12 protein-coding genes and 1 tRNA gene are annotated in these 12,603 nt (G+C 58.1%); 5 read left to right on the top strand and 8 right to left on the bottom strand.

All coding sequences use genetic code 11. From position 1 onward, the window contains the following. The first annotated feature begins 2 nt into the window (after positions 1–2). From ABIT76_06545 to ABIT76_06535, 3 genes are read left to right on the top strand one after another with little or no spacing between them, the layout of a single operon-like run. On the top strand, positions 3–401 hold the full coding sequence (locus tag ABIT76_06545; protein MEO7932798.1) for a hypothetical protein: 399 nt from the start codon (positions 3–5) through the stop codon (positions 399–401). After that, positions 398–2,242 (top strand): hypothetical protein, encoded by a 1,845-nt coding sequence (locus ABIT76_06540; GenBank protein ID MEO7932797.1) that lies wholly within the window; start codon positions 398–400, stop codon positions 2,240–2,242. The genes ABIT76_06545 and ABIT76_06540 overlap by 4 nt, the downstream gene beginning before the upstream one ends. Positions 2,243–2,263: 21 nt before the next feature. After that, entirely contained in the window at positions 2,264–3,142 is an 879-nt protein-coding gene (locus ABIT76_06535) for an MBL fold metallo-hydrolase (protein ID MEO7932796.1), read from the top strand. Here ABIT76_06535 and pheT read toward each other — a convergent pair. From pheT to ABIT76_06495, 8 genes are all read right to left on the bottom strand, one after another. Next, positions 3,126–5,465, bottom strand: a complete 2,340-nt coding sequence (pheT, locus tag ABIT76_06530) for a phenylalanine--tRNA ligase subunit beta (GenBank protein MEO7932795.1) — start codon at positions 5,463–5,465, stop codon at positions 3,126–3,128. The genes ABIT76_06535 and pheT overlap by 17 nt on opposite strands. Then, positions 5,462–6,475: a phenylalanine--tRNA ligase subunit alpha gene (gene pheS, locus ABIT76_06525; protein MEO7932794.1), complete on the bottom strand. Its 1,014-nt coding sequence runs from the start codon at positions 6,473–6,475 to the stop codon at positions 5,462–5,464. Before pheS ends, pheT begins: the two co-directional genes overlap by 4 nt. A gap of 96 nt (positions 6,476–6,571) precedes the next feature. Continuing rightward, positions 6,572–6,955 carry a 50S ribosomal protein L20 gene (gene rplT, locus ABIT76_06520; GenBank protein ID MEO7932793.1) on the bottom strand — a complete coding sequence of 128 codons (384 nt, stop codon included), beginning with the start codon at positions 6,953–6,955 and terminating at the stop codon, positions 6,572–6,574. A 160-nt stretch (positions 6,956–7,115) separates the two neighbouring features. Beyond that, on the bottom strand, positions 7,116–7,325 hold the full coding sequence (gene rpmI, locus ABIT76_06515; GenBank protein ID MEO7932792.1) for a 50S ribosomal protein L35: 210 nt from the start codon (positions 7,323–7,325) through the stop codon (positions 7,116–7,118). A 106-nt stretch (positions 7,326–7,431) separates the two neighbouring features. After that, positions 7,432–8,304 carry a polyphosphate kinase 2 family protein gene (locus tag ABIT76_06510; GenBank protein MEO7932791.1) on the bottom strand — a complete coding sequence of 291 codons (873 nt, stop codon included), beginning with the start codon at positions 8,302–8,304 and terminating at the stop codon, positions 7,432–7,434. A 36-nt stretch (positions 8,305–8,340) separates the two neighbouring features. Then, positions 8,341–9,678, bottom strand: coding sequence for an exodeoxyribonuclease VII large subunit (xseA, locus tag ABIT76_06505; protein ID MEO7932790.1), 1,338 nt, complete (start codon positions 9,676–9,678; stop codon positions 8,341–8,343). A 144-nt stretch (positions 9,679–9,822) separates the two neighbouring features. After that, entirely contained in the window at positions 9,823–10,773 is a 951-nt protein-coding gene (locus ABIT76_06500) for a phosphotransferase (GenBank protein MEO7932789.1), read from the bottom strand. Between the two features lie 8 nt (positions 10,774–10,781). After that, on the bottom strand, positions 10,782–11,717 hold the full coding sequence (locus ABIT76_06495) for a nucleotidyltransferase family protein (protein MEO7932788.1): 936 nt from the start codon (positions 11,715–11,717) through the stop codon (positions 10,782–10,784). On the opposite strand from ABIT76_06495, the gene ABIT76_06490 reads away from it, so the two are divergent. Then, positions 11,718–12,434 (top strand): acyloxyacyl hydrolase, encoded by a 717-nt coding sequence (locus ABIT76_06490; GenBank protein ID MEO7932787.1) that lies wholly within the window; start codon positions 11,718–11,720, stop codon positions 12,432–12,434. It abuts the gene before it with no gap. Positions 12,435–12,491: 57 nt separating this feature from the next. Further along, positions 12,492–12,568 (top strand) — tRNA-Pro (locus ABIT76_06485). The last annotated feature ends 35 nt before the right edge of the window (positions 12,569–12,603 follow it).

Below are 12,603 nucleotides of genomic sequence, written 5' to 3'. Positions count from 1 at the left end.
TCATGTCACGCAGAGCCAGTTCTAAAATTCATCCCGGCTGGATCGCCGCCAGCGTCTTGCTGGTGGTGCTCGCCATCGCCGGCGGTCTCACCCTTTTCCGCAATGTGCAGGACCCGTATCGCACGACAGCGATCCTCGACACGCAGCTCTATCTCGAAAATGCCAATAGTCTGCGCGGCAACACTTATCGCGTAACGGGCACGATCCGCAATTTCATTCGCGGCAACCGCTCCGGGCGGCTCTTTTCCATCGATGTGGACGATGCCAATAAAAGTGTGCTGCCGGTGCTCGTGCCGCAGTCGCTGAACAGCATGAACATCCAGCGCGGGCAGACCTTTGCCATTCGATTGACCGTCGATGAAAACGGCATTCTGCACGTGGACGAACTCCGAAAAGTATGAAAGTCGCCCCCGTTTTTCTAGGTTCGAGTTGGATGCTGATGGCGGTCGTTTTCGCTCAGGCTCCCTTGGAGGCTCCGCCGGCCCAGCCTGCGCCTGCCGCACAATCCGCCCCGGCTTCCGGCGGAGCGAGCAGCGCTCCGAAAGGCAACGGCGACATCCCCAGCTTCGATCCGCACACGGAGGTTTTTTCATGGAATGGGAAGTCGTGGAACATCAACGACAACCGGCTCTTCAACGCCCGCTTCGAGAAATATCTCAATGCCCCGGAGGAAACCACGGAGGCGGACAAGAAATATCAGGCGATTCTGGCCTCCATCCTCGACAAGCTCGCCCCGTCCAAAGTCAATCCGCAGAGTCTGGATGAGGCGTTTCGTTTGCTGCCGCAAGCGAGTGCCTTCGACACCGACGCGCGGCTTTGCGACTCGATAGCGGACGCAGTTTATTCAGCTTGGAGCGCGCAAAATGAGCGCCAGCGTCTGCAACAGGCCAATGATGCCCTGCTGACGGAGCAAAAAGCCGTGGAATGGAACGCCGGCATGGCTTCCCAGATGGCCCTCACCGATGCGCCGCCGACCAGCGCCAATGCCGCGACCCAGGAGGTTTACAAAAAAAATCAGGACATGAAACGCGATACGCGGATGCAGCCGTATGTGACGCGGCTCGCCGAGATCAAGGCGCTCGTGCTGGCGAATCAGGCCAAGAAGGAATTGTCGGCGTTGCAGGCGAAGATCGAGATGCAATCGCTCTGCGCTCAGTTGTTTTTTCAGCGGCGGTATCAGCATGTCCTGATTGCGACGCGGTTTTATCGCAATGTTTTCCGCGATGGCGACACGACGATGCGAATGGGCAAAGACGCCAAGAATCTATTCTCCAAAACGACCGGGATGCCGCCGACGGTGGGCACGCTCGATAGCATGGCCAACGAAGCGATCCGCGACTGCCGGGAAAGCATTCAGGCGTATGAATTTCTTCTGACGAAAGACGAGCTGGAAAGCGCCACCAAACGTCTCGGCGAGGGCTTTATCGTCGGCGAGTACATGCCGGAGTTCCGCACGCTTTCCCGCGATAAAAAACGGCAGGCGCTGAAGTTTAGCCAGTCGAGTTATCAGCTCGTCTCCGCGCTCGATGTGAAGGATTACGCGCTGGCCGAAAAGCTTGTGAAGGATCTCGAAACGATGGCGCACGACTTCGATTCCTCGAAGCCGATGGCTGCCATCCAGACCGCCAAGACCGTCGCCGGAATGCATCTCGCCAAGGCCAAAAACGCCGCCGCGAGCGGTGATCGCGTGACGCTGGAGTCGGAGCTCAAGGAGGCGACCGAGCTTTGGCCGCGCAACCCTGCGCTCGCCGAGGTTTCCGGGATCATCTTCAAACAGGCCGACGTGCAACTCGAGGCGCTCGACCTCCTCGACGAACTCCTTGGCCGCAAGGAATATCGCCGGATTTACGACGACCGCGTCCGCTTCATCGCCGCCGCCGCGCTCTATCCGGAGCGTCAGAAACAGCTCCAGGAAGTGCTCGACGCCATGCAAACCATCGAGGGCGCACTCATGAGGGCCGAGGAAATCGAGAAGCGCGGCGACTACGCTGGAGCCTGGGAAAACGTCGAGCAGGTTTACCAGAAATATCCCAATGACAATAAACTCAACCAAGTCCGCGCCAACCTCACCACCGAGGCCTCGGACTTCGTGAAAACCCTCCGCACCGCTGAGCAGCTCGAGAAACAAAACCAGCCCGGCTCCAGTCTTTCGTGGTATCTCAAGGCGCAAAGCCTCTACCCCGGCAGCGATTATGCCCGCGCCGGCATCGACCGCCAGGCCGCGCTCATTTTGCCCGAGTAAGTGTGCTAGGTTGCGCCGCCCATGGCCCGCACCCGCATTCTTCGCCAGCTTTTTCTCGACAGTTTTCGCTCCGTTCCACCCGCGCCGCATCGTCCCACGCCGGCGTCGTGGTCGAATGAGAAAATCACCGGTGCCTGCCTCGGCCACTCCACCGTTTTGCTGAATTTCCTCGGCTCCTGGGTGCTTACCGACCCGGTTTTTTCCATGCGAGCCGGACCCGGCTGGAGCCCGTTCGTTCTCGGTCCGAAACGCTATTTGCGCCCTGCTCTCTCCATTCGCGAACTCCCCAAGATCGATCTCATCGTCCTCAGCCACGCGCATTTCGACCACTTCGATCTCTCCAGTTTGCGGCACTTTCCGCGCGACACGCAGATCGTCACCGCCCGTCACACGTCCGATCTCCTGCGCCGTTTCCACCACGTCCACGAGTTGCATTGGAACCAAACCCTCACGCTCAAGTTACAGTCGGGTTCCATCGCCATCACCGGCATCGAGGTGAAACATTGGGGAGCGCGGATGTTGCGCGACGAGCATCGCGGCTACAACGGCTATGTGTTGGAGAAATCCGGCCGCCGCGTCTTTTACTCCGGCGACACTGCGATGACCGACGCCTTCCGCCACCTCGGTGCCAATGGCCAAAATATCGATCTCATCCTCATGCCCATCGGCGCTTACGACCCGTGGATTCGGGCGCATTGCAATCCCGAGCAGGCTCACGCCATGGCTGAGGCTGCGGGCGCGAAACACTTCGTCCCCGTCCACCACCAAACCTTCAAACTCAGTTCCGAGCGGATGGACGAACCGGCCCACCGCATCCGAGCCGCCTTTGCCAGCGAGCCCGAGCGCCTCCTGTCCGTCGATGTCGGCGAGACGTTTGTCGTGCCTATTCCCGCAGCGTGACGCCGCACGATTCCACCAGCCGATTTTTCAGCCGGGCGTGGGCGGTATTGACTTCGTCCTGGGTGAGGGTGCGGTCGTCGGCGCGGTAGGTGAGCGAGTAGGCGAGCGACTTTTTATCCGCCGGAATTTTGGCTCCAGTCGAGTCGGTGAAGAGATCGAAAATGGCGACATCGCGAAGCAACGGATCGTTGGCCCCGAGCAATGCGGCTTCGACTTCGGAATGCGTCAGCGTCAGCGGAGCTAACATCGCAATGTCGCGCGTGACTGCCGGATATTTTGGCAACGCAGAAAATAGCCGCGTCGCGGGCAACGCTCCTAACAATGCGGCCAGATCGATCTCCGCCACGTAAACGGGAGTCTTCACACCGGAGTCGCGAACGAGTGCGGGTTGAAGCTGTCCGATCCAGCCGATTTTTTTTCCGGCGATGGAAATGTCTGCGGCGAGAACGGCTGCCGGATGGGTGGCTGCGACGAACTCCAGCGGAGCCGCAACCAGGCTGCTAACATCGGCTTTCAAAGCGAAGAAATCGAGCGGCTGCGATGTTTTGCGCCAGTCGCTCTGCGTGTCCTGACCTGTAACTAACAAACCCAGCGTGAAGATTTCGATGGAACTCGACGCAGTTTTTTTGAAGACGCGACCCGTCTCAACGAGTCGGATGGAACTCGCACCCATGCGCTGATTGAACTCGGCGACGGTTAGCAATCCAGCGACGAGACTCTCGCGAAACCACGTCTGGTCTTCCGTCAGCGGATTACGCACTCTCAGCGCTGCCTCAGTTCGGAGCGCCGTTTCATTCGCCGGACGCAGCGATAACGTGCGTGCCTCGGAAAAGCCACGAGTAGCCAAAGCGCGCTTGAGACCCATCTGGAAATCATAGAGACGATCCACGTCGGAAATCGGAGCAGCGAATCCGCCTGATTTTCCCGGGATGCTCTGGATGCCTTGGACGCGCGCGACTTCCTCGATAAGATCGACTTCGCGAGTGAGATCGGCGCGAAACGAGGGGATTTTCCATTCGTTGCCAACGCCAGATTGCAATCCAAGTCCGCTCAAAATTTGCTGAATGCGCTCGTCAGAAATCGGTGCTCCTAACAATTGGCGGCAGCGGTCGTTGCGGAGACTAACAGTCCATTCCAGCGGCGGTAATTCGCCAGCCATGGAAAGTACAGGTTCAGCCTGGCCACCGGCAATCTCTTCTAGTAATTGGCAGGCACGCGCCGAGGCGGCGAGAAGCTGGCCCGGATCGACGCCGCGCTCGAAGCGATACGAAGAGTCGCTGGCGAGCCCGAGCACGCGCGAAGTGCGACGGATGTTAGTAGAGCGAAAGAGGGCGCTTTCTAACAGCACATCCGTTGTGGAGGCGGAAACGCCGCTGTCCTGACCACCCATGACTCCGGCGATGGCGAGCGCTTTTGATTCGTCAGCGATGACTAAGTCCAGCGGAGTTAGAGTGTATTCACGGCCATCGAGGGCGAGGAATTTTTCACCATCGGCGGCGTTTCGGACAACAATGCCACAATCCACTTTGGCCAGGTCAAACGCATGGAGCGGCTGGCCCATTTCTAACATCACGAAGTTGGTGACATCGACGACGTTGTTGATCGAGCGCAGGCCGACGGATTGGAGTTTGTTAACCAACCACTCTGGGCTCGGGCCGACTGTTACGTTTCTAACCATGCGCCCGCTATAAAAGAGAGCGGAGTTAGATTCGATTCTGACTGGGAAGCGAGCATTCGACGGGACGTCGTTTTTTGAGGGAAGTTCGATTGGAATCCCGAGAATCGCACCTAACTCGCGTGCAATCCCACGATGACTGAGCAAGTCGGCACGATTCGGGGTGATTTCCAAATCGAAGATCGTGTCTGCTGGAAACAATTTCCCGATTTCAGTTCCGATTGGAGCGTCGGGCGAGAGGATGAGCAGGCCTGCGGATTCTTCGGAAATGCCGAGTTCCTTGGCGGAGCACATCATGCCTTCGCTTTCGATGCCGCGCAGTTTGCCGACTTTGATTTTGAAATCTCCAGGCAGGATCGCACCGGGAAGTGCGAGTGGGATTTTGTCGCCGACTTGATAGTTTTTTGCGCCGCAAACGATCTGACGAGGGACGCCGCTGCCGTCATCGACTTTGCAGACGCTCAGGCGGTCGGCGTTTGGGTGTTGCTCGGATCTTTGGATTTGGGCAACGACGACGTTCGCGATGTTGACGCCTTTTGTTTCGATGCCCTCGACTTCCACTCCGGCGAAGGTGAGGAGGTCGGAAATTTCGGCGTTGGTTTTTGTCAGCGGGAGAAATTCCCGCAGCCAGTTGAGTGAGACTTTCATGACCGGAATTGCTGGAGGTAGCGCAGGTCGTTTTCTACTAACATGCGGATGTCGGTGGTGCCGGTGAGGATCATAGTGAGGCGGTCGATGCCGAAGCCAAAGGCGAAACCGGAGACGCGTTCCGGGTCGAAGGCGTTGTCGCCCCGGCGTTGATTGATGGCCTCAAAAACCGCCGGATCGACCATGCCGCAGCCAGCGAGTTCGAGCCATTTGTTGGTGCCGGGCAGCTTGGCGTCTACCTCGAAACTGGGCTCGGTGAACGGGAAAAAATGCGGACGAAAACGAATCTCGGTCTGCGCGCCGAGGAGTTCGCGGAGGAAGTATTCCAGCGTGCCCTTGAGATCGGCGAGGCTGACGTTTTCCGCAACGTAGAGGCCTTCGATCTGGTTGAACTGGTTGAGGTGGGTCGCATCCACCTCGTCGCGCCGATAGGCGGCTCCGGGGCAAATCACCCGCACAGGCGGCGGCTGATTTTCCATGGTCCGAATCTGCACGGTCGAAGTGTGTGTCCGCAGCAATCGGCCATCGGGCAAATAATAGGTGTCGGTCTCGTTGCGCGCGGGGTGGTCGGCGGGTGTGTTCAGCGCGTCGAAGCAATGCCACTCGTCGTCGATGTCGGGGCCGTCGGCCATGGCGAAACCGAGCCGGCGAAAAATCTGGATGACGCGGTCCTGCATTTGCGTGACCGGATGCAATGCGCCGGGCTGCGGGTGCGACTGCGCGGGCAGCGTGACGTCGATGCTGGAGACGGCCTGCGCGTCGCGGGCAGCGTTGAGTTCGGCCTGTTTCGATTCGAGTGCCAATGATATGGCGTTGCGCGTGTCGTTGAGCAATTTCCCAAAGACCGGACGCTGCTCTTTCGGCACCGTTTTCATCTGCTCGCCGATCACGGAAACGCTCCCGGAGCGTCCCATGAGGGCGACACGCAGGGTTTCCAGCGCGGCCAAATCAGCAGCGGCGGCGATGTCGTTGAGTGCACCGGTTTGAATCTCCCTAAGGGCGTCTTCCATGAGTGAAAAAGAGGTGGAAACGAAAACCGAGTCAGTGTGAGTGACTCGGCTTCAAAGTTTCAGATGGCCCGGTGATGACCGGGTTTTTCAGTCGAGTTAGGCCGCTTGTCTCGCCGAGTTCTTCTTATCCAGAGCGGCTTTCACCTGCTCAATGATGGATTTGAACGCCGAATCGTCCGTGATGGCGATGTCCGAGAGAACCTTGCGGTCCAAGTCGATGTTGGCGGCTTTGAGGCCTTCCATGAATCGGCTGTAAGTCAGCCCCTGCTCGCGGGCGGCAGCGTTGAGGCGTTGCACCCAGAGGGAACGGAAGTTCCGTTTCTTGGTTTTGCGGTCACGATATGCCCAGTATTGGGCCTTCATGACGGCGTCTTTGGCGTAGCGGAAAAGTTTCGAGCGGCGACCGCGGAAACCTTTGGCTTTTTCGATGACCCGGCGGCGGCGTTCGCGGCTGGCGGGTGCGTTAGTGGCTCTTGGCATGTTCTAAAATCCGCTTGGGCGCGGTCTCCACGAATGAACTGTTGGTTTGGTTGATGATTTCCCGACCCCGTTCATTCGGTGAAGAGGACCCCAGCTAAAAAAGCGGTGGAGTGTCTCTTGGGTGGAAAATCCGATGGCTGCCTCTACGAGACCCATGGGTCTAGTGGAAAGGCAGGCAGTCTTTGACCCGTTTCATGTCCGTTTTATCAACGAGACAAGACTTGGCGGCCTGGCGTTTTTGTTTTGGGCTTTTGGCACTCAACAAGTGGCGTTTATTGGCAGAGGAACGGAGAATTTTCCCAGTTCCAGTGATTTTAAAACGCTTCGCCGCTGCTTTCTTGGTTTTGCGTCTGGCAATTGACTTTGGCATAAGAGGACCGCGAAAATACACGGGTTCAACCCCTGTGCAATGAGAATGTGGTGATTTCACTCAAACTCCAACGCTTTTTCGACGGAATCGCGGAGATCGGCAGCCGCTACTTTTCCGAGGCAAGGATTTTCCGGGCGGCGAGGTTGTCTTTTTTCATCGCCTCGGTCACTGACGGATACTCCAGATCGAGCGACTCCAGGGCATCGATCACAGCCGCGACCACCACCAGCCGGGTGAACCATTTCTTGTCCGCCGGAACGACAAACCACGGCGCGCTCTCCGTCGCGGTGTGACGGATCATGTCCTCGTAGGCCGCCATGTATTCGTCCCAATGACCGCGCTCGGCGACGTCGGCCGCGGAAAATTTCCAGTTCTTCGTCGGATCATCCAGCCGCGCCAGAAAACGCTTCTTCTGCTCCTCCTTCGAGACGTTCAGGAAAAACTTCCGGATGATCGTTCCATTGCGAGTTTGAGTTCTTTCAAAGTCGTTGATGTCCTGAAAACGATTCTCCCAGATGTCTTTGCCGACAAGCTGGCGCGGCAGTTTTTGCTTCGCGAGAAACTCTGGATGCACGCGGACGACGAGCGTTTCCTCGTAATAGGAACGGTTAAAAATCCCGATCCGTCCGCGCTCGGGGAGACATTTCTGGCAGCGCCAGAGGAAGTCGTGGTCGAGATCCTCGCTGCTCGGCTGCTTAAAGGAATACACCTGGCAGGCCTGTGGATTGGTGCCCGACATGACGTGTTTGATCACGCTGTCCTTGCCCGCCGCGTCCATCGCCTGAAAGACGAGCAGGAGCGACCATTGATCCTGCGCGTAGAGTTTTTCTTGCAACTCGGCGATTCGCGCAACGCCGGCGGCGAGCCTGTCCTTCGCGTGCTCCTTGTCTTTAAAATCGCCCGTGTCGGATGGGTCGCAGCTTTTGAGGAGAAATTTTTTCCCGCTGGAAATTTGATAGGGAGAGATCAGGGACTTCATGGATTTTCGGTTGTGCATAGAAATCGAAGTCAAATGTTAGTTGGCCGTGGAAATGATCTCGCCGTCGCTCAAGCGGTTGCGCAGGGTCTCGCCAGCCGCGACCGCCGCCGCACTCGTGACGACCGATCCGTCCGCCCGCGTGAGAATGCTGTAACCCCGCTTCAGCGTGGATTCCGGCCCGAGCACGCGCAGGAGGCCGCCGCATTGTTCGAGCCGGTTTTTGCGGTGCGCGAGGGATTGGCGCGTGATGGTTAGAAACTGCTCCCGCTTCTGCTGAAACGACTGCCGCTTGAGCGCAAGAATCTGATCGGGCCGATGCTGTTGCAGCGAACCGAGCGCGCGCGCAAAACGTTGTTCCAGCGCCGACATTTGACGCTCCAGATTCAGCGCCAGATCGCTCGCCAGAAAATCCGCGGATTGCTGGTGTTGCTCGACGATCCGCAACACCTCCCGCTGCAACGCCGGGGCGAGACGTCCGGTGAGTTTCTCTTTTTCATGAGTGATCGTGGCCTGGAGACACTGGCGCAGACGCGAGGTTAGCACGCGCAGCCGGTGAGCCAGTTCCTCCCCGTCCGGCACGACCATTTCTGCGGCGGCGCTCGGAGTCGGCGCGCGCAAATCGGCGACGAAATCGGCGATGGTGAAATCGATTTCATGCCCCACGGCCGACACGATAGGAATGGAACTCGCATGGATGGCGCGGGCGACGATTTCCTCGTTGAACGGCCACAAATCCTCGATGCTCCCCCCGCCGCGTCCGACGACTAAGACATCGATGGAACTCGCATGATCGGCGTTGAACTGCCGGATCGCGCCGGCGATTTCCGCAGCGGCTTCCGCGCCCTGGACTTTCACTGGAATCAGCAGCCATCGCAGCCACGGCGCACGACGCGCAAAGACGTTCACCATGTCCTGCAAGGCGGCTCCGGTCGGCGACGTGACGAGTCCGATGGTTCTCGGAAATTTTGGCAATGCTAGCTTCCTGCTAACATCGAACAAACCCTCCGCATCCAGCTTGCGCTTTAAGGCCTCGAACTTCGCCTGCAACGCCCCCTGCCCTCGCGGCTGGACCTTTTGCACGATCATCTGATACTGCCCTCGCGCCTCGTAAACCGTCACGTTGCCAAAGACTTGCACGGCCATGCCGTCGGTGAGTTTTTGCCTCGTCGCCGTCCGCGCAAACAGAACGCAAGCCAGTTGTGCACGATCATCCTTTAGCGTGAAATACTGGTGTCCAGAAGCCTGCTTGCGATGGTTGGAAATTTCCCCTTCCACCCACACATCCCCAAGGCGGCCTTCCAGCAAATCGCGAATGCTGCGCGTGAGTTCGCCAACGGTTAGAACCTGGGGTTCGCTGGTGAAAAGCTCATCCATAGTTAGTTAAACGTGGATGCACAGATTCTTTGGGAGCGCACGCGTCTCGCGTGTTCCCTTTTGCGTCTCGCGAAAGGGCCGGCTCTCGAGACGTCCGCTGGAGCACGCGAGACGCGTGCGCTCCCGAAGAATGCGCCGCAGGATTCATAACGCTTCGAGAATGTTCGACAGCTTCTCCATGCCCTGCATTTCGCCAATGACTTCCCGCAACGACGCGAGCGCTTTGGGAATGTGGCGCAGGAACTCCGGCTTGCCTTTGTGATGACCGAGAAATCCGTAGGCGCCGAGGGCTTGCATGAGACGTTGCAAGGCGCAGTCGTGGAAGGTTCGCGTGAAGTTAGGATCGGCGATGTCAGCGACCGATTGATAGTATGTTAGCATCTCACTCCGCTCACTTTTGGTTAGATCGACATACGGATCGTAGAGCAGTGAAGCGAGATCGTATTGAAGCAACCCCGGACGCATTCCCTGGAAATCGATCAGCCAGGCGTCCTCGTCGCGCACCATGATGTTTTGCGACTGGAAATCGCGATGAATCAATACTCGCGGCTGCTCAGAAAGACGCTCGCGAATGGTTTCTAACATGGGAATGGAACTCGCCTCAAACTCGATTCCGAAGTGAAGTCCGAGGCAATTCTCGAAGAAATAATTTTGCTCCCACTGATAGAGATGCGAGTCGAAAATGGGCTGGAGTTGCAGCGATGTCTGCGGATCGAGCGCGTGGAGCCGGGCGGCCTGGTCGAGCGTTTTTTGATAGTAAACTTTCCGCGTTTCCCAAGGTTCGTTGCGGTGCGCCCAGAGGTCGATCTCGCCGAGGTCCTGCATCCAGATAAGGCCTTCGCTGGCGTCGTGATGGTAGATCTGCGGGATGTTGATTCCGCGGTCGGCGAGAAAGTGCGCGACTTCGACGTAGTGCCGGTTTTCCTCCCGTTGATCGCCGTATTTCACGAGGATGAGGGAACGTCCGCCGCCCGTATCGATACGATAGAACTTGCGGTCCGATCCACCTTTTTCGAGCGGAGTTACAGCGATATCTTCGGGCGCAAAATCGGGGAATTTCGCGCAGGTGTGATCGAGAAGCGATGTGGGGAGCATGAGACGTTTCAGGCGGTCAAAAAGCCGCGTGGAGTTAGAATACCGTTGCTGTAATGGACAGGCGAAGAAAATTTTGTCCCCTGCCAGACGATCATATCCTTCAGGCTGCTACCGGGGGCGAGTTCGACATTTTTTCCAATGCTCACCAAGCCTTCCAGAGCGACATCCACCATGCAGGCAGAGGGCTGGATCGGCATCGGCCAGTCGAGTTTGGCTGGATTCTCAGCATCGAGATATTGATCGTAGAAATGGCGGTGGACTTCGAGGTATTGAGCGGGCGTTCCGAGGTCCCACCAATGCCCTTCGTCGAGGACAATGCCGCCGACGCTGCCGGGTTGATCGCGAATCAGATCGCAGAGAATCGGGATGATGGAAATCTGCGTGTCCGCCGGAATGTGGGCAAAGATTTCCGCCTCCAAAATGTAGATGCCGGTGAAGAGATAACGTGGCGCGTCTGGGGCGACACCGAGGCGTTGCGCGATGTCGATGATATGACTGGAACTCGAATCAAAGGCGACCTGCAACGGCCCGCCGGATGAGCGCAAAATCATGGTGGCGAGCCGCCCGCTGCGCTCGTGATCGGCGAGGGCTTTTTCGATGGGAAGATCGGTTAGAATGTCGCCGTTATAGACGAGGAGCGGCTCGCCGTGGACGAGGTCCTCAATGTTTTTAATGCCGCCGCCGGTTTCGAGTCGGCGCTTCTCGTGGCGAAAGACGATTTCTTGTTTTCCATAGCGATAATCGGGAAATTCTTCGTCGTAGCACTGAGGCAGATGGTGGGTATTGACGATGAATTGATCGAATCCCTGCGCGAGCAAATGATCGAAGGCGAAGGTGATGAGCGGCTTGTGAAAAACAGGGATGAGCGGCTTGGGCAGGAGCTCGGTGAGGGGCTTGAGCCGGGTGCCGAGTCCGGCGCCAAGGACGAATGCGGTGCGAATCATGTGGAGCCGACCAGCCAACACGCGCCGCCATGGGAATACAACTCGAATGAGGCCCGGCTCGCTATTTCCGGTGGCAAATGGCGCAAAGCTGTGTCCATTCCAACGATGAAAATGCGCGCCTGGCTGCTGTTGTTCCTGGGGACTTTCTCGACGCTGCAGGCGGGCGAGCCGATGCCGGTGGTGGAGCATGGTTTGCCGAGCCAGCTCGAGCGCGAAAGCTGGACGCTGGATCTCAGCGGGGCGTTTCTGAAGAAAATCATCTCTCCGCTGGCGAATCATCCATACCGCATGGCCCCCGCGCTCCTCACGCTGAAGTCGCCGGGCTGGATGCACTGGCCGCTGGGCTCCGGGACGTTTTGCATTCGCAACACGGCGACGGTGATTGCGGAACCGATCTTTGGCGGCCCGGAAACGCATTATTTCGGACTGGCCCTGCGGCCTTCCTTTGAATGGTGGCGCGGCGACGAGCGACTTTCATTTTACTTTAGCCCGGGTGGCGGGGTTGGGGCCATCGACAGCCGTGGCGTGAAGGGCGGTCAGGGCCAGGATTTCACCCTCAACATTCTCGCCAGCGCTGGTGTCGGCTGGAAAGTGGCCGACCGCGTCTCACTGCGAACTGGCGTGCTTTTCCAGCACCTGTCGAACGGCGGCCAGACCAACCCCAATCCGGGTCTGAATGCGATCGGGCCGGAATTGGCCCTTTCATTTTCCTTCTAGTAACCTCAAAAAATTCGGATGCAGCGAGCCGGAAAAATGTTTAAGATTTAGTCACATCGGGCTGTGGCTCAGCTTGGTAGAGCGCCTCGTTCGGGACGAGGAGGCCGCGGGTTCGAATCCCGCCAGCCCGACCAGTTTTTTCCACGCGCAGAGAGAACTATCTAACTCC

It is taken from the genome of Chthoniobacterales bacterium, assembly GCA_039930045.1.
Lineage (GTDB): Bacteria > Verrucomicrobiota > Verrucomicrobiia > Chthoniobacterales > DASVRZ01 > DASVRZ01.
This window is presented reverse-complemented; position numbering and strand designations above follow the sequence as displayed.

Excerpts from the sequence above, each read along its gene's own strand:
- rplT (MEO7932793.1), bottom strand. The coding sequence starts at position 6,955 with ATGCCAAGAGCCACTAACGCACCCGCCAGCCGCGAACGCCGCCGCCGG.
- rpmI (MEO7932792.1), bottom strand. The coding sequence starts at position 7,325 with ATGCCAAAGTCAATTGCCAGACGCAAAACCAAGAAAGCAGCGGCGAAG.
- pheT (MEO7932795.1), bottom strand. The coding sequence starts at position 5,465 with ATGAAAGTCTCACTCAACTGGCTGCGGGAATTTCTCCCGCTGACAAAA.
- xseA (MEO7932790.1), bottom strand. The coding sequence starts at position 9,678 with ATGGATGAGCTTTTCACCAGCGAACCCCAGGTTCTAACCGTTGGCGAA.
- ABIT76_06500 (MEO7932789.1), bottom strand. The coding sequence starts at position 10,773 with ATGCTCCCCACATCGCTTCTCGATCACACCTGCGCGAAATTCCCCGAT.
- ABIT76_06495 (MEO7932788.1), bottom strand. The coding sequence starts at position 11,717 with ATGATTCGCACCGCATTCGTCCTTGGCGCCGGACTCGGCACCCGGCTC.
- ABIT76_06535 (MEO7932796.1), top strand. The coding sequence starts at position 2,264 with ATGGCCCGCACCCGCATTCTTCGCCAGCTTTTTCTCGACAGTTTTCGC.
- ABIT76_06540 (MEO7932797.1), top strand. The coding sequence starts at position 398 with ATGAAAGTCGCCCCCGTTTTTCTAGGTTCGAGTTGGATGCTGATGGCG.
- pheS (MEO7932794.1), bottom strand. The coding sequence starts at position 6,475 with ATGGAAGACGCCCTTAGGGAGATTCAAACCGGTGCACTCAACGACATC.
- ABIT76_06545 (MEO7932798.1), top strand. The coding sequence starts at position 3 with ATGTCACGCAGAGCCAGTTCTAAAATTCATCCCGGCTGGATCGCCGCC.
- ABIT76_06510 (MEO7932791.1), bottom strand. The coding sequence starts at position 8,304 with ATGAAGTCCCTGATCTCTCCCTATCAAATTTCCAGCGGGAAAAAATTT.